The organism is Pseudomonas sp. FGI182 (genome assembly GCF_000511325.1).
Classification (GTDB): domain Bacteria; phylum Pseudomonadota; class Gammaproteobacteria; order Pseudomonadales; family Pseudomonadaceae; genus Aquipseudomonas; species Aquipseudomonas putida_Z.
In genome coordinates this window covers 5,009,384-5,030,872 of the sequence record NZ_CP007012.1, presented here as the reverse complement: position 1 = coordinate 5,030,872, position 21,489 = coordinate 5,009,384, and the positions used below count along the sequence as shown (strand labels likewise).

The 21,489-nt window shown below is 63.6% G+C and carries 19 protein-coding genes; 11 read left to right on the top strand and 8 right to left on the bottom strand.

The genetic code is table 11. The annotated features are described in order from the left end of the window. Nucleotides 1-227 precede the first annotated feature (227 nt). The 3 genes from C163_RS22150 to C163_RS22140 are packed head-to-tail and all read left to right on the top strand — an operon-like array spanning nt 228 to nt 2,840. On the top strand, nt 228-1,664 hold the full coding sequence (locus tag C163_RS22150) for a cytochrome ubiquinol oxidase subunit I (protein ID WP_025340645.1): 1,437 nt from the start codon (nt 228-230) through the stop codon (nt 1,662-1,664). A 3-nt stretch (nt 1,665-1,667) separates the two neighbouring features. Further along, nucleotides 1,668-2,675 (top strand): cytochrome d ubiquinol oxidase subunit II, encoded by a 1,008-nt coding sequence (gene cydB, locus C163_RS22145; RefSeq protein ID WP_025340644.1) that lies wholly within the window; start codon nt 1,668-1,670, stop codon nt 2,673-2,675. Between the two features lie 9 nt (nt 2,676-2,684). Continuing rightward, nucleotides 2,685-2,840, top strand: a complete 156-nt coding sequence (locus tag C163_RS22140; protein ID WP_008094148.1) for a DUF2474 domain-containing protein — start codon at nt 2,685-2,687, stop codon at nt 2,838-2,840. 132 nt (nt 2,841-2,972) lie between these two features. Here C163_RS22140 and C163_RS22135 read toward each other — a convergent pair whose 3' ends face one another. Next, the gene (locus tag C163_RS22135) at nt 2,973-4,097 is read right to left on the bottom strand and encodes a methyltransferase (protein ID WP_025340643.1); all 1,125 of its coding nucleotides are present in this window, start codon (nt 4,095-4,097) and stop codon (nt 2,973-2,975) included. A gap of 89 nt (nt 4,098-4,186) precedes the next feature. Then, nucleotides 4,187-4,894, bottom strand: coding sequence for an autoinducer binding domain-containing protein (locus C163_RS22130; RefSeq protein WP_025340642.1), 708 nt, complete (start codon nt 4,892-4,894; stop codon nt 4,187-4,189). 212 nt (nt 4,895-5,106) lie between these two features. Here C163_RS22130 and C163_RS22125 point away from each other — a divergent pair, with 212 nt between their 5' ends. After that, nucleotides 5,107-5,883, top strand: a complete 777-nt coding sequence (locus C163_RS22125) for a ferredoxin--NADP reductase (RefSeq protein ID WP_025340641.1) — start codon at nt 5,107-5,109, stop codon at nt 5,881-5,883. 135 nt (nt 5,884-6,018) lie between these two features. Here the strand turns inward: C163_RS22125 and mscL are convergent, their stop codons facing one another. Next, entirely contained in the window at nt 6,019-6,438 is a 420-nt protein-coding gene (mscL, locus tag C163_RS22120) for a large-conductance mechanosensitive channel protein MscL (RefSeq protein WP_025340640.1), read from the bottom strand. Nucleotides 6,439-6,615: 177 nt separating this feature from the next. On the opposite strand from mscL, the gene radA reads away from it, so the two are divergent. Continuing rightward, entirely contained in the window at nt 6,616-7,986 is a 1,371-nt protein-coding gene (gene radA, locus C163_RS22115; protein WP_003251626.1) for a DNA repair protein RadA, read from the top strand. 177 nt (nt 7,987-8,163) lie between these two features. On the opposite strand, the gene C163_RS22110 is transcribed toward radA, so the two are convergent. Continuing rightward, the gene (locus C163_RS22110; protein WP_025340639.1) at nt 8,164-9,681 is read right to left on the bottom strand and encodes a nucleobase:cation symporter-2 family protein; all 1,518 of its coding nucleotides are present in this window, start codon (nt 9,679-9,681) and stop codon (nt 8,164-8,166) included. Nucleotides 9,682-9,944: 263 nt separating this feature from the next. Continuing rightward, nucleotides 9,945-10,307 carry a PilZ domain-containing protein gene (locus C163_RS22105; protein WP_025340638.1) on the bottom strand — a complete coding sequence of 121 codons (363 nt, stop codon included), beginning with the start codon at nt 10,305-10,307 and terminating at the stop codon, nt 9,945-9,947. A gap of 178 nt (nt 10,308-10,485) precedes the next feature. Between C163_RS22105 and C163_RS22100 the strand changes: the two genes are divergently transcribed. The 3 genes from C163_RS22100 (at nt 10,486) to yjiA (ending at nt 13,926) form a co-directional block, all read left to right on the top strand. Next, nucleotides 10,486-12,552 (top strand): carbon starvation CstA family protein, encoded by a 2,067-nt coding sequence (locus C163_RS22100; RefSeq protein WP_024087740.1) that lies wholly within the window; start codon nt 10,486-10,488, stop codon nt 12,550-12,552. A gap of 13 nt (nt 12,553-12,565) precedes the next feature. Continuing rightward, nucleotides 12,566-12,763, top strand: a complete 198-nt coding sequence (locus C163_RS22095; protein ID WP_013974210.1) for a YbdD/YjiX family protein — start codon at nt 12,566-12,568, stop codon at nt 12,761-12,763. A 185-nt stretch (nt 12,764-12,948) separates the two neighbouring features. Further along, nucleotides 12,949-13,926, top strand: coding sequence for a GTPase (gene yjiA, locus C163_RS22090; RefSeq protein ID WP_025340637.1), 978 nt, complete (start codon nt 12,949-12,951; stop codon nt 13,924-13,926). On the opposite strand, the gene C163_RS22085 is transcribed toward yjiA, so the two are convergent. Continuing rightward, nucleotides 13,886-15,373, bottom strand: coding sequence for a methylenetetrahydrofolate reductase C-terminal domain-containing protein (locus tag C163_RS22085; protein WP_025340636.1), 1,488 nt, complete (start codon nt 15,371-15,373; stop codon nt 13,886-13,888). The two genes, yjiA and C163_RS22085, sit on opposite strands and share 41 nt — an antisense overlap. A gap of 315 nt (nt 15,374-15,688) precedes the next feature. Between C163_RS22085 and metE the strand changes: the two genes are divergently transcribed. Beyond that, a complete protein-coding gene (gene metE, locus C163_RS22080) occupies nt 15,689-17,980 on the top strand; it encodes a 5-methyltetrahydropteroyltriglutamate--homocysteine S-methyltransferase (RefSeq protein WP_025340635.1) in 2,292 nt (763 codons plus the stop codon). Nucleotides 17,981-18,110: 130 nt separating this feature from the next. Here metE and C163_RS22075 read toward each other — a convergent pair whose 3' ends face one another. Further along, entirely contained in the window at nt 18,111-19,289 is a 1,179-nt protein-coding gene (locus C163_RS22075) for an acetyl-CoA C-acetyltransferase (RefSeq protein WP_025340634.1), read from the bottom strand. 175 nt (nt 19,290-19,464) lie between these two features. On the opposite strand from C163_RS22075, the gene C163_RS22070 reads away from it, so the two are divergent. Both C163_RS22070 and C163_RS22065 read left to right on the top strand, forming a co-directional pair. Further along, complete coding sequence (locus C163_RS22070; protein WP_025340633.1) at nt 19,465-19,731, top strand: PepSY domain-containing protein; 267 nt, start codon at nt 19,465-19,467, stop codon at nt 19,729-19,731. After that, nucleotides 19,728-20,261 carry a cytochrome b/b6 domain-containing protein gene (locus tag C163_RS22065; RefSeq protein ID WP_025340632.1) on the top strand — a complete coding sequence of 178 codons (534 nt, stop codon included), beginning with the start codon at nt 19,728-19,730 and terminating at the stop codon, nt 20,259-20,261. Before C163_RS22070 ends, C163_RS22065 begins: the two co-directional genes overlap by 4 nt. A 118-nt stretch (nt 20,262-20,379) precedes the next feature. On the opposite strand, the gene C163_RS22060 is transcribed toward C163_RS22065, so the two are convergent. After that, on the bottom strand, nt 20,380-21,489 hold the full coding sequence (locus tag C163_RS22060) for an agmatine/peptidylarginine deiminase (protein ID WP_025340631.1): 1,110 nt from the start codon (nt 21,487-21,489) through the stop codon (nt 20,380-20,382).

Here is a 21,489-nt window from a genome sequence, read left to right as displayed (position 1 = left end):
AACCGGTCACGCGGCAATCAACCACACGGCCCGGCGGGCCATTCAGGACTATGCTTCCTAGCAATCGTTGATCTGGGTCAATCGTTCCAGATGTAACGATCGGGCCCTTGGGCCGAAATCCCTGCGATCGAACAGAACAATTCCAACGCGCCGCACTCGACTACCGTGGGGGCAGTGGGCGACGGGGCCAGCGGCCCGGACGCCGGATTATCTGAAGAGGAAGCACCATGTTCGGAATAGAGGCCTTAGAGCTCGCCCGAATGCAGTTTGCCTTTACCGTGTCGTTCCATATCCTGTTCCCGGCCATCACCATTGGCCTGGCGAGCTACCTGGCAGTCCTCGAAGGCCTCTGGCTGCGGACCAACAACCAGGTCTACCGTGACCTTTATCACTTCTGGTCGAAAATCTTCGCCGTCAACTTCGGCATGGGGGTGGTTTCCGGCCTGGTCATGGCCTACCAGTTCGGTACCAACTGGAGCCGCTTCTCCGACTTCGCCGGCGCCATTACCGGTCCGCTGCTCACCTACGAGGTGCTGACCGCGTTCTTCCTCGAGGCTGGCTTCCTGGGGGTCATGCTGTTTGGCTGGAACCGCGTCGGCCGTGGCCTGCACTTCTTTTCCACGGTGATGGTGGCGCTCGGCACCCTGGTCTCGACCTTCTGGATCCTTGCCTCCAACAGTTGGATGCAGACCCCGCAAGGCCACGAGATCATCGATGGCCGGGTGGTGCCGGTGGACTGGCTGGCGGTGGTATTCAACCCCTCGTTCCCCTACCGCCTGATGCACATGGCCACGGCCGCGTTCGTTGCCACCGCGTTCTTCGTCGGCGCCTCGGCGGCCTGGCACCTGCTGCGCGGGCGTGACAACCCGGCGGTGCGCAAGATGCTGTCGATGGCCATGTGGATGGCGCTGATCGTCGCCCCGATCCAGGCGGTGATCGGTGACTTCCATGGCCTCAACACGCTCAAGCACCAGCCGGTGAAAATCGCCGCGATCGAAGGCCACTGGGAGAACGTGCCCGGCGAGCCGACCCCGCTGATCTTGTTCGGCATTCCCGACATGCAGGCCGAAACCACCCGCTTCAAGCTCGAGATCCCGGCGCTCGGCAGCCTGATCCTGACCCATAGCCTGGACAAGCAGGTGCCGGCGATGAAGGAGTTCCCGCCCGAAGACCGGCCCAACTCGACCATCGTCTTCTGGTCGTTCCGGATCATGGTCGGGCTGGGCTTCCTGATGATCTTCGTCGGCCTGTGGAGCCTCTGGCTGCGCAAGCGCGGCACGCTCTACACCTCGCGGCCGTTCCTGTACCTGGCCCTGTGGATGGGCCCTTCCGGGCTGATCGCGCTGCTGGCCGGCTGGTTCACCACCGAAATCGGCCGCCAGCCCTGGGTGGTGTATGGCCTGATGCGCACGGCAGACGGTGTGTCCAACCACAGTTACGCCCAGCTCGGCTTCACCCTGGTGGCCTTCGTGGTGGTGTACTTCGCCCTGTTCGGCACCGGCCTTGGCTACATGATGCGCCTGGTGCGCAAAGGGCCGCAGACCGGTGAGGGTGACGAGCACAAACCTGGTGGCCCTGGCACCAAACGCACGCCGGCGCGGCCGCTGTCCGCCGCCGATGATGGCCGAGAGGCCAACTCCGCCAGCCTGAGCAAGGGGAACTGAGCCATGGGTATCGACCTTTCGCTGATCTGGGCCGTGATCATCATCTTCGGCGTCATGATGTACGTGGTGATGGATGGTTTCGACCTGGGGATCGGCATGCTCTTCCCGTTCGTCAAGGGCGAGCAGGACCGAGATGTGATGATGAACACCGTCGCCCCCGTGTGGGACGGTAACGAGACCTGGCTGGTGCTGGGCGGTGCCGGGCTGTTCGGGGCGTTCCCGATGGCTTACTCGGTAGTGCTGGAGGCCCTGTACCTGCCATTGATCCTGATGCTGATCGGCCTGATCTTCCGCGGCGTGGCCTTCGAGTTCCGCTTCAAGGCCAAGGCCGACAAGCGCCACATCTGGGACAAGGCGTTCATCTGGGGTTCGTTGATCGCCACTTTCTTCCAGGGCGTGGCGCTGGGTGCCTTCCTCGAAGGCTTCAAGGTGGTCGACCGGCATTTCGCCGGTGGCACCCTTGACTGGCTGACCCCGTTCAGCCTGTTCTGTGGCCTGGGGCTGATCGTTGCCTACACCCTGCTGGGCTGCACCTGGCTGATCATGAAGACCGAAGGGTCGCTGCAGCAGAAGATGCACGACATCGCCCGGCCGCTGGCGCTGGTGCTGCTGGTAGTGATCGGCATCGTCAGCCTGTGGACACCGATCGCCTACCCGCAGATCGCCGACCGCTGGTTCAGCATGCCTAACCTGGTCTGGTTCATGCCGGTGCCGATCCTGGTGCTGGTGACCTTCTACGGGTTGCTCAAGGCGGTGGCGCGCAATGCGCACTACACGCCGTTCCTGCTGACGTTGGTGCTGATCTTCCTCGGTTACAGCGGCCTGGGCATCAGCCTGTGGCCGAACATCATCCCACCGTCGATCTCGATCTGGGATGCCGCGGCGCCTCCGCAGAGCCAGGGCTTCATGCTGGTGGGCACACTGTTCATCCTGCCGTTCATCCTCATGTATACCTTCTGGAGCTACTACGTGTTCCGCGGCAAGGTGACCCATGAAGACGGCTATCACTAGGAGGGGTGCATGATGACCGGCAAGCATGGCTTGGACGAGAAGAAACCCCTGTGGCAGCGGCTGGGCTGGCTGCTGCTGATCTGGGCGATGAGCGTGGCGGCCCTGGGCGTGGCGGCCTACGTGATGCGCCTGTTCATGGGGGCTGCGGGGCTGACCACCCATTGAACCAATGGGGGCGCTTTGCGCCCCTTTCGCGACACAAGGCCGCTCCTACAGGGACCGCGATCATTCAGATTGTCGCGTCTCCCTGTAGGAGCGGCCTTGTGTCGCGATGGGCTGCAAAGCAGCCCCCAAAGCCTATTTACGAGCTTTAAGGATGACGAACTTGGGCGTTGCCGCCACCTGCTCCACCCCCCGGAACAACCGCGCCAGCTTGCTGTGATAGCCCAGGTGCCGGTTACCCACGATATACAGCGCCCCACCCACCACCAACGCTTCACGCGCCTGCTGGAACATGCGCCAGGCGAGGAAATCGCCCACCACCTGCTGCTGGTGGAACGGCGGATTGCACAGCACCACGTCCAGCGACTGCTTCTCTACCCCCGCCAACCCATCGGCTGCCTCGAACACCGCCGGGCGCTCGCCCAGCGCGGCCTGCCAGTTCTCCCGCGCCGATTGCACCGCCATGTACGACTCGTCGACCAGGGTGTACTGGGCATCCGGGTTGGCCAGGGCGCTGGCGATCGCCAGCACGCCGTTGCCACAGCCCAGGTCCGCCACCCGCGCGCGGCCCAGTTCGCGAGGCAGGTGCGGCAGGAACGCCCGCGTGCCGATATCCAACCCCTCACGACAGAACACGTTGGCGTGGTTCAGCAGCTCCAGCGCCGGCGCGTCGAGGCGGTAGCGGCTAGGGTAGGGCGAGCGGGCGACCGGCCGTTCGGCCACCGTCGCGGTCAGCAAGCGGGCCTTTTTCTGCGCCAGCGAGGCTTGCACCGGGCCGATGTACTTCTCCATCAGGTCACCGGCCGCCCGTGGCAGGTGCTTGATCATCGCCCCGGCAATCACCTGCGCACCGGGCGCCAGGTGGCCTTGCAGGCGGATCAGCTGTTCTTCGAGCAGGGCCAGGGTCTTGGGCACGCGCACCAGTACCCGGTCGAACGGGCCTTGCCACTGCTCGCTGGCCGGCACGAACGGCACACTGTCGAATGGCAGGCCGTTGCGTGCCAGGTTCTTTTCCAGGGCCAGGTGCGCCAGGTGCGAATCGCCACTGCTGACTACCTGCAGCTTGCCCGCCAGGCTGGCGGCCAGGGCGCCGAAGCTGTCATTGAGCACCAGTACCCGGCAGTCGGCCCCTGGGGCCTGTTCGTGCAGCTGCGCAAGCAGGTACTCGTCGGCGGCATCGAAAGCCTGCAGCGGGTCGTTGGCCTGTTCCGGCTGGCGGATCAGGTCGAGTTCGGCGTAGGGGGTGGTCAACAGGGGCATGGCGTCTGGCTCGGGTACGAAACTGCCCGTTGCGGTTCGCCCCGGGCTTTGCCGGGCGATTCTACAGGGCTTTGCCCAAGGTCGCAGGGTCAGATCCAGCCACGCATGACGGCGATGGCGATGGCGGCGGCCTTGTTGGCGGCGTTGGTCTTGGTGATGACACTGCGGATATGGAAGTTTACCGTGCTTTGCGACAGTGACAGGATGCAGGCAACGTCGGCGGCGGTCTTGCCGGCGGCCGACCATTTCAGCACTTCCAGCTCCCGCTCGCTCATTTTCGGCTGCGGCGGGCATAGTGCAGCGAGGTGATGTGCGCTGATCACCTCATGCAGTTTGTGACTCAGCCACTGCACATTGCCGGCCTTTCTGTAGAGTTCGGTAATGCTGATGGACCTTGTGGACCTGGCCACGCTTATCTGGCTTTCGTTGTGCTGCTGGTCGTGCAATGACTGCGTCCAGCCATGGCGCAAACCACTCTGGCAGGCAGCTTTACGAAATTGCGGAGCCTCGCGGTACAGGTCATCGGTCCACAGCACTGGCATGGTCGAGCCGTGGCTCGCATTTGCGGCTGAATCCTGCTTGTAGAGGTCATCGCGCTGGTAGCGCTCGATCCATTCCTGGGGGTAGTTGCTGTACAGGAACAGGTGGGGTGTTTGCGTAGCGATCTGGATGCGAATGTTCAGCGCCACGTACTGCATGCCCAGATCCTGCACCATATTCACGGCCATGCCGAACAACTTCTGTGGGCAATGTTCTTCGGCGAACGCACGAAGATACTCGGGTTTCCAGTGGCGCATCTGAAATACTCCTTGTGCCTCAGGTCCAGTCCGTTTGGATGCCCGGATGATTGTAGGAAAAGACCTACCAATGTGCTGAGATTTTTTTGTTATAGCGGTCAGGATCCGATGCGACTTCGGCAGGATCGCCGCAGATGAGGCCCTACAAAGCAGTGGTTTTTATCCGCGCCACTTTGCGCGACACTGTGCGCACGCCAAACCTGGAGCCCGATATGACCGCTAGCGCCGAAAAGTTCACCCGCCAGACCCTGCTCGATGTTCAGCCACTTACGCCGAACCTCTTCAGCCTGCGGGTTACGCGCGATGCGGGGTTCCGCTTCCGTTCCGGCCAGTTTGCCCGCCTTGGCGTGACCAAGGCCGATGGCAGCGTGGTGTGGCGCGCCTATTCCATGGTCAGCGCGCCCCATGACGAGCACCTCGACTTCTTCTCCATCGTGGTGCCAGGTGGGGAATTCACCAGCGAGCTGAGCCGGTTGGGGGCAGGCGATACCCTGTTGATCGACCGCCAGGCCTTCGGCTTCCTCACCCTCGACCGCTTCGTCGGTGGCCGCGACCTGTGGTTGCTGGCGACCGGTACTGGCATTGCGCCGTTCATGTCGATCCTGCAGGACTTCGAGGCCTGGGAGCGTTTCGACAACATCAAGCTGGTGTATTCGGTGCGCGAAGCGAAAGAGCTGGCTTATGTGGATGAAATCGCCGGGCTGGAGCAGCGCGATTACCTGGCCGAATTCGCCGGCAAGTTGCAGTTCATTCCGGTGGTGACCCGTGAACCGCACCCGGGGGCGTTGAACCAGCGGATTACCACGCTGATCGAGAATGGCGAGTTGGAGAAGGCGGCGGGGTTGGAACTGTCGCCGGAACATTCGCGAGTGATGCTGTGTGGCAACCCAGAGATGATTGATGAAACGCGCAAGGTACTGAAGGCGCGCGACCTGCAATTGAGCCTGAGCAAGCGGCCGGGGCAGGTGGCTGTGGAGAACTACTGGTAAGGCCGTGGGGGCCGCTTTGCGGCCCATCGCGACACAAGGCCGCTCCTACAGGAACCGCTATTTCCTGGGAGATGCAAAAACCTTGTAGGAGCGGCCTTGTGTCGCGACAGGGCTGCAAGGCAGCCCCTGGCAATCTCAAGGCAAGCGGTTCTGATTCTGCGCCTTGAGCAAGTCGCGGATCTCGGTCAGCAAGGTCTCTTCTGCAGTCGGCACAGGCGGTGCAGTCGGCGCCACGGCCTCTTCACGCTTGAGCTGGTTGATCGCCTTCACCCCCATGAAGATGGCAAAGGCCACGATCACGAAGTCGATCACGGTCTGGATGAACTTGCCATACGCCAGCACCACGGCCGGAATGTCACCTTCGGCAGCCTTCAGAGTAATTGCCAGGTCGCTGAAGTCCACGCCACCGATCAACAGGCCCAGTGGCGGCATGACCACGTCACCGACGAAAGACGAGACGATCTTGCCGAAGGCCGCGCCGATGATGATACCAACCGCCATGTCGACGACATTGCCTTTGACCGCGAAGGCCTTGAATTCACTGATCATGCCCATGTTTGGTTCCTTGTAACAAAAGGTAAGGTTTACGCAGTGTAAGCCACTCAAACGCTTCATGCGTTGTGCTCAGGGCCACAGACTGCTGTTAGAACGAATAGTTTTGTCGCATCCCGAGGCGTTCGAGGCACGTCCGGCTCGGCTATCATGGCGGTTTTTTTCCAGGAGACCCCAGCCATGGCCAAGGCCAAGCGCTTGTATGGCTGCACCGAGTGCGGTGCGACCTTCCCCAAATGGGCCGGCCAGTGTGGCGAATGCGGCGCCTGGAACACCTTGGTCGAAACCATGATCGAAAGCGGCGGTGCCGCTGCGCCCAGTAGCGGCCGTGCCGGCTGGACCGGGCAGCAGGCGCAGATCAAGACCCTGGCCGAAGTCAGTGTCGAGGAAATCCCGCGCTTCACCACCAGCAGCACCGAACTGGACCGCGTGCTGGGCGGTGGCCTGGTGGATGGCTCGGTGGTGTTGATCGGTGGTGACCCCGGCATCGGCAAGTCGACCATCCTGCTGCAGACCTTGTGCAACATTGCCGTGGGCATGCCGGCGCTGTACGTCACCGGCGAGGAGTCGCAGCAGCAGGTGGCCATGCGCTCCCGGCGCCTGGGCCTGCCCCAGGACCAGCTCAAGGTGATGACCGAAACCTGCATCGAGACCATCATCGCCACGGCCCGCGTCGAGAAACCGCGGGTCATGGTGATCGACTCGATCCAGACCATTTTCACCGAGCAGCTGCAATCGGCACCCGGCGGCGTGGCCCAGGTGCGCGAAAGCACGGCGTTGCTGGTGCGCTACGCCAAGCAGAGCGGCACGGCGATCTTCCTGGTCGGCCACGTGACCAAGGAAGGCTCGCTGGCCGGCCCGCGGGTACTCGAGCACATGGTCGACACCGTGCTGTATTTCGAGGGCGAGTCCGATGGCCGCCTGCGCCTGCTGCGGGCGGTGAAGAACCGCTTTGGCGCGGTCAACGAGCTGGGTGTGTTCGGCATGACCGATCGTGGCCTGAAGGAGGTGTCCAACCCCTCGGCGATCTTCCTCAACCGCACCCAGGAGGAAGTACCGGGCAGCGTGGTGATGGCGACCTGGGAGGGCACCCGGCCGATGCTGGTGGAGGTGCAGGCGCTGGTCGACGACAGCCACCTGGCCAACCCGCGCCGGGTGACCCTGGGCCTGGACCAGAACCGCCTGGCCATGTTGCTGGCAGTGCTGCACCGCCACGGCGGTATTCCCACCCATGACCAGGATGTGTTCCTCAACGTGGTGGGCGGGGTGAAGGTGCTGGAAACCGCCTCGGACCTGGCGCTGCTGGCGGCGGTGATGTCCAGCCTGCGCAACCGGCCCCTGGCCCATGGCCTGCTGGTGTTTGGCGAGATCGGCCTGTCGGGCGAGGTGCGGCCGGTGCCCAGTGGCCAGGAGCGTTTGAAGGAAGCCGCCAAGCATGGTTTCAAGCGGGCCATCGTGCCCAAGGGCAATGCGCCGAAAGAGGCTCCGGCAGGGTTGCAGGTGATTGCCGTTACCCGGCTGGAGCAGGCCCTGGATGCGCTGTTCGAATAATTCGTGGCCTGTACCGGCCTCTTCGCGGGTAAACCCGCTCCCACAGGTACCGCATCAGCTTCAGGATTGCGCAAACCCTGTGGGAGCGGGTTTACCCGCGAAAGGGCCGGCACAGGCAAAACGAAAAAGGGGCCGACGATGCGCGTCGGCCCCCCCACCTCACCGCTCAGTCAGCGGTCAATGCTCGGCAACCGCACTGCGCCTGACCGTTTCATTGCCATGCTCGTCCAGTTCCAGCATCGGCACTTCATTACCCTCGGCATCGAACAGCTTGCCATCCTTGAAGTAGTCGCCATCACGCAGCGCTGAAATGTCCGAGTACTGGATGGTGCGCTCGTACGCGGCGGCAAACACCGACTGCTGGTCCGAGTTGCCGGCGGTGAAGTGGTTGAAGATCAGGTTCAGCAGGATGGCCATGATCGCCGCCGAGCTGATGCCCGAGTGGAAAATGGTCTCGAACCAGTTCGGGAAGTGGTGGTAGAAGGTCGGTGCGGCAATCGGGATCATGCCGAAGCCCAGCGAGGCAGCGACGATGATCAGGTTGACGTTGTTCTTGTAGCTGACCTTGGACAGGGTGCGGATACCGCTGGCCGCCACGGTGCCGAACAGCACGATGCCCGCGCCACCCAGTACCGGAGTAGGGACTGCGGCAATCACCCGGCCCATGATCGGCAGCAGGCCGAGCACCACCAGGATCACGCCACCTGTGGCCACCACGTAGCGGCTCTTGACCCCGGTCACGGCTACCAGGCCGACGTTCTGGGCGAACGCGCTCTGGGTGAACGAGCCGAAGATCGGCGCCAGGATGCTCGAGGCCATGTCGGCGCGCAGGCCGTTGCCCAGGCGCTTGGAGTCGACCTTGGTGTCGATGATCTCACCCACGGCGAGGATGTCGGCCGAGGTTTCCACCAGGGTCACCATGATCACGATGCACATCGACAGGATCGCGGCGATGTGGAATTCCGGCATGCCGAAATGGAACGGCGTGGGGAAGGCGAGCATCGGGCCTTCGGTGACCTTGCTGAAGTCGGCCATGCCCAGCGCCCAGGCGATCAGGGTACCGACCACCATGGCCAGCAGGATCGACAGGCGCGAGATCGCCGCGCTGCCCAGCTTGCTCAGCAGCAGCACGATGGCGAAGGTCAGGGCTGCCAGGCCGATGTTGGCCACGCTGCCGAATTCCGGTGAGGCGCTGTTGCCACCCATCACCCAGCGAGCGGCCACGGGCATCAGGGTCAGGCCGATGGTGGTGATGACGATGCCGGTTACCAGCGGCGGGAAGAACTTGGTGATGCGCGAGAATACCGGGGTGATCAGAAAACCGATCAGCGAGGCTGCCATGACCGCGCCGAGCACGCCTGGCAGGCCACCGCCGCCCTCGCTACTGAGGATTGCACCCATGGTTGCCACACCGGCGAACGAAACGCCCTGCACCAGCGGCAACTGGCAGCCGAAGAACGGCAGGCCGAGGGTTTGCAGCAGGGTGGCGAGGCCACCGGCAAACAACGAAGCGGCGATCAGCATGCCGATTTCGGCACCGTTCAGGCCCGCGGCCTGCCCCAGGATCAGGGGTACCGCGACGATCCCCCCATACATGGTCAGCACATGCTGCAGACCATAGGCCAGGTTGGCACCAAGGCCGAGGTTTTCATCCTCGGGGCGCTTGGCGGGAGACGTGCTAGGGGACGTAGTCATGGAGCAGGCTCTCTGTTTATTGTTGTGGTGCTACTGTAGACACTTCCTACAAATGATTGCCACAAGAATTGTATACAATATTTTGATCGGAGCGCGCACAAGAGCGCCCGCAAGGTGTGCGAGAACCCAATGCAGAAGGCGTACCAACTCGTCAGAGGCTGTGCTAGAGGGGTGTGTACAAAACGCTGCTACCCAGGCTTAAAGCTGTCTGGGTAGACAGGAAACACAAGGTGGGGAAGCCATTAGCTAGCTAAGAGATTTCATTATTCGATGAGTTCGCGCAGCTCACGCATCATTTCGGTGCTGTCGGCCACGTTCAATTCCACAAGACGGTGCAAATGGCTCATCGACTCGACGTCGATGTACAGGCAGATGAAACCCAGGCGGTCTGGTTCCTCATGGCGCAGTTCAACCTGCATCTGTACCCGTGCATCGGGGGCCAGGTGAATGATGGCATCGAAATCCTGGGTCAGGTCGGCATCCCAATTTGCCGGGCGTTCGATCAGCAAACCTTTGAGTGAAAGGTCCAGCAGCTTGGCAGGCCAGCGTTGCACGCCCTGGCGCAGTTCGGTTGGGGCGTCGAAGTCGATGCGCTGGAAACGGCGGCGTTCGTCGTGATCGCTCATGGGGTAGATCCTCGCATAGGTCCTCAGGTGACATCCTGACTATAGTTAGAGTGGTATGTACATCAGGTACCGCAATCTGGCCGCAGAGGCTCTAGACCAAAGCAAGTGTGGCAATGCGCGATGACTCGCCCTAGACTCGATGGGCGGTCTTTTCCAATCCACCAGCTGGAAGCAAACCATGAACAACAATAATAGCCTGCTACGCCACATTCCGTGGCTGGCGCTGGCAGTCATAGGAGCCTGTGCGCTGGGTGTGGTTGCCCTGCGTCGCGGCGAGGCGATCAATGCCTTGTGGATCGTGGTCGCGGCAGTGGCCATCTACCTGGTCGCCTATCGCTACTACAGTCTGTTCATCGCCACCAAGGTGATGCAGCTCGACCCACGCCGTGCCACCCCGGCGGTGCTCAACAACGACGGCCTGGACTACGTCCCGACCAACAAACACATCCTCTTCGGCCACCACTTCGCCGCCATCGCTGGTGCAGGGCCCTTGGTCGGCCCGGTACTCGCCGCGCAGATGGGCTACCTGCCCGGCACGCTGTGGCTGATCGCCGGCGTGGTGCTGGCTGGTGCGGTGCAGGACTTCATGGTCCTGTTCCTGTCCACCCGCCGCAACGGCCGTTCGCTGGGCGACATGGTGCGCGAGGAGATGGGCCGCATCCCGGGCACCATCGCCCTGTTCGGCTGCTTCCTGATCATGATCATCATCCTCGCGGTGCTGGCGCTGATCGTGGTCAAGGCCCTGGCCGAAAGCCCGTGGGGCATGTTCACGGTGATGGCGACCATCCCGATCGCGATGTTCATGGGCATCTACATGCGCTACATCCGCCCGGGCCATATCGGTGAGATCTCGGTCATCGGCGTGGTGCTGCTGCTGGCTTCGATCTGGCTGGGGGGCCAGATTGCCGCAGATCCGACCTGGGGCCCGGCGTTCACCTTCACCGGCGTGCAGATCACCTGGATGCTGGTGGGCTATGGCTTTGTCGCCGCGGTACTGCCGGTATGGCTGGTACTGGCGCCACGTGACTACCTGTCGACCTTCCTCAAGATCGGCACCATCGTCGGCCTGGCCATCGGTATCCTGATCATCGCGCCCGAGCTGAAGATGCCGGCGCTGACCCAGTTCACCGACGGCACCGGCCCGGTGTGGAAGGGCACCCTGTTCCCGTTCCTGTTCATCACCATTGCCTGTGGCGCGGTGTCCGGCTTCCACGCGCTGATCTCCTCGGGGACCACGCCGAAGCTGCTGGACAACGAAACCAACGCCCGCTACATCGGCTACGGCGGCATGCTGATGGAATCGTTCGTTGCCATCATGGCCATGGTCGCCGCCTCGGTGATCGAGCCAGGCGTGTACTTCGCCATGAACAGCCCGGCCGCAGTGGTCGGTGCCGACGTGGCGTCGGTTGCGCAAACGGTGAGCAGCTGGGGCTTCCTGATCACCCCTGAGCAGCTCGAGGCCACCGCCCGCGACATTGGCGAGCACACCGTGCTGGCCCGTGCCGGTGGTGCGCCGACCCTGGCCGTGGGTATCGCGCAGATCCTGCACCAGGTGCTGCCGGGTGAAAACACCATGGCCTTCTGGTACCACTTCGCGATCCTGTTCGAGGCGCTGTTCATCCTCACCGCAGTGGACGCCGGCACCCGTGCCGGGCGCTTCATGCTGCAGGACCTGCTGGGCAGCTTCGTGCCGGCGCTCAAGCGCACCGAGTCGTGGACTGCCAACCTGATCGGTACTGCCGGTTGCGTGGCCCTGTGGGGCTACCTGCTGTACCAGGGCGTGATCGACCCGCTGGGTGGCATCAACACCCTATGGCCGCTGTTCGGTATCTCCAACCAGATGCTGGCCGGTATCGCCCTGATGCTCGGCACCGTGGTACTGATCAAGATGAAGCGCCAGCGCTACGTCTGGGTCACCCTGCTGCCGGCCGTGTGGCTGCTGATCTGCACCACCACCGCAGGCCTGATCAAGCTGTTCGACCCGAACCCGGCAGTCGGCTTCCTGGCCCTGGCCAAGAAGTACAGCACCGCGCTGGACGCCGGCCAGGTACTGGCCCCGGCCAAGGACATCGGGCAGATGCAGCACGTGATCTTCAACGCCTACACCAACGCCGGCCTGACCGTGCTGTTCCTGGTGGTGGTGTTCAGCGTGCTGTTCTTCGCTGTCAAGGTCGGTTTCGCCGCCCTCGGCCGCAAGGAGCGCACCGACAAGGAAACCCCGTTCCAGGCCCTGCCTGACGCTTGAGAGGACTGCTGCGATGTTCAACGACCTGGGTCGACTGGGTAAGTACCTAGGGCAGGCAGCCCGCCTGATGGTCGGCATGCCCGACTACGACAACTACGTCGAGCACATGCAGACCAAGCACCCGGACAAGCCGGTCATGACGTACGAGGAGTTCTTCCGCGAACGCCAGGAAGCGCGTTATGGCGGCAAGTCCGGGCCCAAGTGCTGCTAAGTCCAGGCTAGCGCGGTACTGTGTAGGAGCGGCCTTGTGTCGCGATCGGGCCGCAACGCGGCCCTGGCAATTTTGGCTGCGAAGCTGAAAAGCCGGGGCCGCGTTGCGGCCCGATCGCGACACAAGGCCGCTCCTACAGGGATCGCGCTCCCCCCGTCCATTTCACTGCACAGGAGATGTTCTGCGTGCAGACGCCTATTCCCGTAACCGTACTCACTGGCTTCCTCGGTGCCGGCAAGACCACCTTGCTCAAGCACATGCTCAAGGCCGAGCACGGCCTGAAGATCGCCGTGATCGAAAACGAATTCAGCGAGGCCGGCATCGACAGCCAGCTGCTGGGCGACGAGCCGGTGCAGGTGATGACCCTGGCCAATGGCTGCGTGTGCTGCAGCATCCACGGCGACCTGACCCGCGCCTTGTACCTGCTGCTCGAACGCCTGGATGCCGGCGAGATCGCCTTCGACCGCCTGGTAATCGAATGCACCGGCCTGGCCGACCCGGCGCCAGTGGCACAGACCTTCTTCATCGACGAAGAGCTGCGTGAGCGCTACATCCTCGACGGCATCATCACCCTGGTCGATGCCGCCCACGCCGAGCTGCACCTGACCCAGACCATCGCCCAGGCCCAGGTCGGCTTTGCCGATCGCCTGCTGCTGAGCAAGACCGACCTGGTCCAGCCCGCTGCGGTCGAGGCCCTGCGCGAGCGCCTGGCCCGCATCAATGGCCGGGCTGCGATCCGCGTGGTCGAGCATGGTCGCATCGACCTGGCCGAGCTGCTGGATGTGCGTGGTTTCAACCTCAACCCCGATCTGGGCGCGAACCTGAAGCCAGCGCTACGCCCGCTGCTCAAGCCCGCTACCCCGGACCGGATCTCCACCTTGGTGCTGCGCACGGAAAGCGCGCTGGATATCGACCGCCTCAGCGACTTCATGAACGAACTGCTGGAAACCCACGGCAAGCAGCTGCTGCGCTACAAGGGCGTGCTGAACATTGCCGGTGAAGCGCGCAAGCTGGTGTTCCAGGGTGTGCTCAAGCTCTATGGCTTCGACTGGGACGCCGAATGGGCCGAGGGTGAAACCCGCGAGAGCGTGATGGTGTTCATTGCAGACGAACTGCCCGAAGCTACGATTCGGGCTGGGTTCGAGGCGCTGGCTGCGGGCTGAGCTGACGCGGCGTCTGGGCCTGAAACCACTGCGGCCATGAGCTGCGGTGGCGTGTCTCGAGCTCGATGCACGGGATCAGGCGCTCGGTCAGCAGCGCCGTCTGCCGCACCGCCTTGGCGGTGCGATACTTGACGCTGTGGATGCACTCGCGGTCGCCGAACTCGCAGCGGTTCAGCGCGGTGCCGCCGCAGGGGCCGTTGGCCAGGCCCTTGGGGCAGGTTTCCGGGCAGATGTACAGGGTGTCTTCCAGGCGGCAGCGGCCGCAGGTGTCGCAGCCTACCAGCGGGTGCTTCACCGCGTGCTCCACCTTGTGCAGCACCTGCGCGCCAAGGCGGGTAGCCCACATCGGTTGGCGCACGGCCCAGCCAAATGTCTTGCTCAGGCCATTGCGGCGGCTGAACAGCAGCGAATGCATGCCGTGCATCAGGTGATAGCGCGCTTTCTCCTTGAACGAGGCATCGACCCGTGACTCGCCCTGGCGCCAGCTTGCCTGCGGCGGATGGAAGCTGACTGCCGGCAGGCCGGGCATCTGCCAGCTGGCCTGCCAGGCCGGCGCCCATTGTTCCAGTGTGTGGATTTGCGCCTGCCAATGCTCGATGCGTGCCTCCAGGGCCAGCAGTTGCTTGAGTTCGTGAACCCCCGACAGATGCACGCCGGCGTAGCCCATCAGCTTCACGCCGATGATCTGCAAGGCCAGGCGGTCGACGCTGCGTGCCTGGGCAAAGGCCTTGGACTGCGCCGCTTCCGCTTCCAGCATGTCGCGCATGGACGGCGTGACGGTCACGCCGGCCACGTGCTCGAGCATCGTCGCGCGCCCGTGAGTGAGGCTCATCAGGCAGGCCAGCATCGGCCTGGGCGCGGCCTGGCGGTTCATCCAGTGCATGGCTTCCTGGTGTTTGCCGGCATCGAAACCCAGTTGCAGGGTGAGGAAGTCGGCGCCCGCCGCCAGTTTTTTCTCAGCCTTGAAGTATTGGGCGCCGCCTTCTTCCTCGCAGTACTTGAACGGGTTGAGCGCCGCGCCAAGCAGCCAGTGCGGGCAGGCCTGGCGGGCGATCTGCAGGGCTGCGACCGATTCCAGGTAGCGCACCGGGCGCTGGCCGGGCTGGTGGCCCGGCAGGCGGTCGCCGGTGAGCAGCAACAGCTGGTCGAGGCCGGCGGCATCCATGCGTTGCAGTTGGGCGAGCAGGTGGTGGCGTTCGCGGTCCTTGCCGGAGAAGTGCGGCAGGGCGGGTACCGGGTTGCTGAACGAGGCGAGGGCGTCTAGTGGCGACATGTCCAGCGGGCTGCCGACGCGGTCGCCGATGGCCACGGTCATCGGCCAGCCGCACAGGTGCGAACGGGCCAGGATCGCCTCCATGGCGGCGAAGCGTTCGGCGGAGGGCTTGGGGACGAACTCCATGACGCAGACGAAGGTGTTTTCGCGCAGCGCGGTTTTCAGCAGGCTCATGGGGCCGGGTACCTGGTTTGGTCAGGGTGGCATTGTGCGGCAGAAGGCGGGTGGGGTCATGTCCGGATGCGCAGGGTGGTGCTCTGAATGAGACATCCGGGTTTGCCTGTGCCGGCCCTTTCGCGGCTAAAGCCGCTCCCACAGGGTGGCGCGGTACCTGTAGGAGCGGCTTTAGCCGCGAAAGGGCCCGTACAGGCAGCACAACAACATGAACATGAGAAAACCTTGAGTTCATCTTAAATTTAATGAGTTTGTCTCAAGATACCGGCGCCCGGAAAATCCCCTCATTCATTTATGCATGCTGAGGGACAAGACATGGCACTGGCACACAACCTGGGCTTTCCACGTATCGGCCGCGACCGCGAGCTGAAAAAGGCCCAGGAAGCCTTCTGGAAGGGTGAACTCGACGAAGCCGGCCTGCGCGCCGTCGGCCGCGAGCTGCGTGCCCGCCACTGGCAAGTGCAGAAAGACGCCGGCATTGAACTGCTGCCGGTCGGCGACTTCGCCTGGTACGACCAGGTGCTGACCCACTCGCTGACCTTCGGCGTGATCCCGCAGCGCTTCCGCAGCCACGACGCAGCCAGGCCCACTCTCCAGACCCTGTTCGCCATGGCCCGTGGCGCAGTGGGTGACAATTGCTGCGGCGGCGCGCACGCCCAGGAAATGACCAAGTGGTTCGACACCAACTACCACTACCTGGTCCCCGAATTCACCGCCGACCAGCAGTTCGCCCTGAGCTGGGAGCAGCTGTTCGAAGAAGTGGCAGAAGCCCAGGCCCTGGGCCACGCGGTCAAGCCGGTGGTTATCGGCCCGCTGACCTACCTGTGGCTGGGCAAGGCCAAGGGTGGCGATTTCGACAAGCTGGAGCTGCTCGATCGCCTGCTGCCGCTGTATGACCAGATCCTCAACCGCCTGGCTGCCCAAGGCGTGGAATGGGTGCAGATCGATGAGCCGATCCTGGCCCTGGACCTGCCTCAGGACTGGAAGAATGCCTACGAGCGGGTCTACAACATCCTTCAGCGGGCGCCACTGAAGAAGCTGATCGCCACCTACTTCGGCGGCCTGGAAGACAATCTGGGCCTGGCCGCCAACCTGCCGGTCGATGGCCTGCACATCGACCTGGTACGTGCGCCCGAGCAGTACCCGACCATCCTCGACCGCCTGCCGGCCTACAAGGTGCTGTCGCTGGGCCTGGTCAATGGCCGCAACGTCTGGCGCTGCGACCTGGAAAAGGCGCTGGAGGTGCTGCGCCATGCCCATGAGCGCCTGGGTGAGCGGCTGTGGGTGGCGCCATCCTGCTCGCTGCTGCACAGCCCGGTGGACCTGGACCGTGAAGACCAGCTCGATGCCGAACTGCACAGCTGGCTTGCCTTCGCCGTGCAGAAATGCCAGGAAGTAGCGCTGCTGGCCAAGGCCATCAATGCCCCACAAGCCGACGACGTGGCCGCCGCATTGGCCCAGAGCCAGGCCGTGCAGGCCAGCCGCGCCGCTTCGCCGCGTATTCACAAGCCGGCCGTGCAGGCCCGCCTGGCGGCCATCAAGCCCGCTGATAGCCAGCGTCAGTCGGCGTTTGCCCAACGTATCGCCAAGCAGCGTGCGGGGCTCGACCTGCCGGCGTTCCCGACCACCACCATCGGTTCGTTCCCGCAGACCTCGGCGATTCGCCTGGCACGCCAGGCCTACAGGCAGGGCAAGCTGACCGAGGCCGATTACGTCGAGGCCATGCACAGCGAGATCCGCCATGCGGTGAAAATCCAGGAGGACCTGGGCCTGGATGTGCTGGTGCACGGCGAGGCTGAGCGCAACGATATGGTCGAGTACTTCGCCGAGCAGATCGATGGCTATGTGTTCACCCGCTTCGGCTGGGTGCAGAGCTATGGTTCGCGCTGCGTGAAGCCTGCGGTGATCGTTGGCGACCTGAGCCGGCCGAAGGCCATGACCGTGGAATGGATAAAGTACGCCCAGGGCCTGACCAGCAAGGTGATGAAGGGCATGCTGACCGGCCCGGTGACCATGCTGATGTGGTCGTTCCCGCGTGAAGACGTGAGCCGCGAAGTGCAGGCGCGCCAGCTGGCGCTGGCGATCCGCGACGAAGTGGTCGACCTGGAAGCAGCGGGTATCAGGATCGTGCAGATCGACGAAGCGGCCTTCCGTGAAGGCCTGCCGCTGCGCCACGGCGCCTGGGCCCATTACCTGGAGTGGGCCACCGAGGCCTTCCGCCTGTGTGCCTCGGGGGTGCGTGACGAAACCCAGATCCACACTCACATGTGCTACAGCGAGTTCAACGACGTGATCGAGTCGATCGCGGCGATGGATGCCGACGTGATCACCATCGAGACCTCGCGCTCGGACATGGAGCTGCTGGCGGCGTTCGAGCGGTTCGCCTACCCCAACGAGATCGGCCCGGGAGTATATGACATTCATTCGCCACGGGTGCCGACCCGTGAGGAAATGGTCAAGCTGCTGCGCAAGGCCGCCCGGCGTATCCCGGCCGAGCGCCTGTGGGTCAACCCGGATTGCGGGCTGAAGACCCGTGGCTGGCCGGAGACCGAGGCAGCGCTGGTGAACATGGTCGCAGCTGCCCGCGAGCTGCGTGCCACTGCCTGATTCTTCGCTGGCTGTACCGGCCTCTTCGCGGGTAAACCCACAGGGCCCCCACTGGATTCAGCTTCAGTGGGGGCCCTGTGGGAGCGGGCAAGCCCGCGAAGAGGCCGGGCCTGCTTGAATCAGCCCGAGATCAACGCTCGATTGCCAAGGCCACGCCTTGCCCGCCACCAATGCACAGGGTTGCCAGGCCTTTCCTGGCGTCCCGCTTGATCATCTCGTGCAGCAGGGTCACCAGCACCCGGCACCCGGACGCACCAATCGGGTGGCCAAGGGCAATCGCCCCGCCATTCACGTTGACCCGCGCGGCATCCCATTCCAGCGCCTTGCCCACGGCTAGCGCCTGCGCGGCAAAGGCTTCGTTGGCTTCGATCAGGTCCAGTTCAGCCAATTTCCAGCCGGCCTTGTCCAGGCAGCGCTGGGTGGCCGAAACCGGGCCGATGCCCATGATCGCCGGGTCTACACCGGCACTGGCGTAAGCCGCGATCCTGGCCAGCACTGGCAGGCCCAGGGCCTTTGCCTTGGCGGCGCTCATCAGCAGTACGGCGGCGGCGCCGTCATTCAGGCTCGAGGCGTTGCCAGCGGTGACGCTGCCATCCTTCTTGAACGCCGGGCGCAGTTTGCCCAGGGATTCGGCGGTGGTATCCGGGCGTGGCTGCTCGTCCCGCGCGAACACCTTGGGTTCTCCCTTTTTCTGCGGCAGCACGATCGGGGTGATTTCATCATCGAAGCGGCCGGCCTCCATCGCCGCTACCGCCTTGCGCTGCGACTCGGCGGCAAAGGCATCCTGCTGCTCACGGCTGAGGCCGTACTGGTCCACCAGGTTTTCGGCAGTGATACCCATGTGGTAGTCGTTGAAGGCATCCCACAGGCCGTCGGTGATCATGCTGTCGATCAACTGGCCATGGCCCATGCGCTGGCCGGTGCGGGCCGACGGCATCACGTAGGGGGCAAGGCTCATGTTCTCCTGGCCGCCGGCGATGACTACCTCGGCGTCGCCGCAGCGGATGGCCTGAGCGGCCAGGTGCAGTGCCTTAAGGCCCGAGCCGCAAACCTTGTTCAGGGTCATTGCCGGTACGCTGAAGGGCAGGCCGGCCTTGATCGCGGCCTGGCGTGCCGGGTTCTGCCCGGCACCGGCGGTAAGCACCTGGCCGAGGATGACTTCGTCGACCTGCGCCGGGGCCAGCCCGGTCTGTTCCAGCAGGCGTTTGATCACTGCGGCACCGAGGTCTACTGCGGGCACAGTGGCCAAGGCGCCCTGGAAGCTGCCGATGGCGGTACGGGTTGCGGCGACGATGACCACGTCGTTCATGTTGTTGTTCTCCGTGCGATGGGCGTGATGCCTCAAGCATCGGTGGCTTTGGCTCATTTGTTAAGTTTGTTTTTCTTTGCGATTGATGTGTAAAGCAAATGAATGAGCGTAAAGCGGCCTGCAGAACTATGCTGAGGGATGCGCTTTTACACTCATCTGAATGGAGTTCATGCCCATGCGTACATTGATCGCCATGACCCTCTTGATCGCCAGCAGCACCGCATTCGCGGCCACCGAATGCACCACCGCTGACAAAAGCACCTGGCAGGATCAGGAAAAATTCCAGGCGCAGCTCAAGGAGCAGGGCTACAAGATCAACAAGTTCAAGGTCACCAAGGGTAACTGCTACGAGATCTACGGTTTCGACAAGGATGGCAAGAAGGTCGAGATCTACCATGACCCAGTGACGGGCAAGGCAGTCAAGACCGAGTACCACGATTGAACAGCGACGGCACGGTACAGCTGTGGGACCCCCTACTGCGGCTGTGCCACTGGTCGATCGCCGTGGTGTTCTTCGCCAACTACTTCTTCAACGAAGAAGGTGAAGACTGGCACCAGTGGCTGGGTTACTACGCACTGGCCGTTGTGGTGGTGCGTGTGATCTGGGGCTTTGTCGGGCCACGCAGCGCGCGTTGGGCCGACTTCTGGCCAACCCCGGCAAGCCTGGTCGGGCATGCCCGGGCGCTGCTGCATGGGGAGCTTGACCATCACATGGGGCATTCGCCGATTGGCGCCCTGGTGATGATGCTGATGTTGACCTGCATTGCCGGCCTGGGCCTTACCGGGTGGGCGTCGCAGGAGGTGGACGCGCTGTTTGGTGTCGACTGGCCGATGGACCTGCACAGCTGGCTGGCCAACGCGCTGCTGGTGCTGGTTTGCGTGCATGTGCTGGCGGCCATCTACGAGAGCGTGCGCATGCGGGAAAACCTGCCGTGGTCGATGATCACGGGGCGCCGTCGGCACCGCGATTGACTGTGGCGGGCTCTTCGCGGGCAAGCCCGCTCCCACAAGGACTGTGCAAAACTCAAGGTTTGCGCAGTACCTGTGGGAGCGGGTTTACCCGCGAAGAGGCCAGCACAGGCAACACCTGCTACACCGCCGGGCACTGATGGGTCACACAGTGAATCCCCCCGCCCCCCGCAGCAATGGCATCGATATCCAGCTGTACGATATCCCGCCCCGGATACAACGCCGCCAGCAGCCCCCGCGCTTTCTCGTCCGCTGCCCCATCGCCAAACTGTGGCGCAATGATCGCGCCATTGATCACGAAGTAGTTGATGTACCCAGCGGCAAAGTCGTCATTGCCTTTGCTGAACCTGTTGCGCCGCCCGTGCAGCGGCGGCGACACGACGTGCACCTGCAACCTGCGGCCCTCGGCATCGGTGGTTCGCTTGAGGATCTCCAGGTGCTTGCGCGTCACGGCGTAGTCATACGAGTCCGGGTCGTTATCCAGGTTGGCAATCACCACCCCCGGCCTGACGAAGCGGGCATAGAAGTCCACGTGCCCGTCGGTGATGTCCTGGCCGGCGATGCCCGGTAGCCAGATGATCTTGCTCAGCCCCAGCCGTTCCTTGAGCTCCGCCTCGACCTCGGCCTTGCTCCAGCCCTTGTTGCGGTTGGCGTTGACCCAGCTGCTCTCGGTCATGATGCCCGTGCCGTGGCCGTCCACCTCTATGGCGCCGCCTTCACCCACCAGGTCGCTGCGCTGGTAGCGGGCACCGGCCAGCGTGGTTACGCGCCTGGCCAGTTGGGCATCGTTGCGGTGACGTTGCTTGTTGCCCCAGCCATTGAAATTGAAGTCCACCGCCGCCAGGGCTCCGTCATCATCGACGACGAAGTTGGCGCCGATGTCGCGCATCCAGATGTCGTCCAGCTCGCACTCGACGAAACTTGTGCGCTGGCTGGCACAGTGTTGCTCGGCCAGTTCGCGCTCGCTGGCCCGGCAGAACACCGTCACTGGCTGATAGCGCGCAATGGCCTGGGCGATGCGACCGAGGGCGGCCTGCACATCGGCGGTGAAGTCCTCCCAGATCGCATCCTGGGCGCCGAAGGCGATGAATGCGCGTTGCTGCGGCTCGCCTTCGTCCGGCATGAACCAGCGCCCCGGTTCTTCGGCGCGGGCCAGGCCCAGCGGCAGGCCGAGGCTGGCACCGAGGCCGGCGGCGAGCGAAAGTTGCAGGAAGGTTCTACGGCTTGGCAT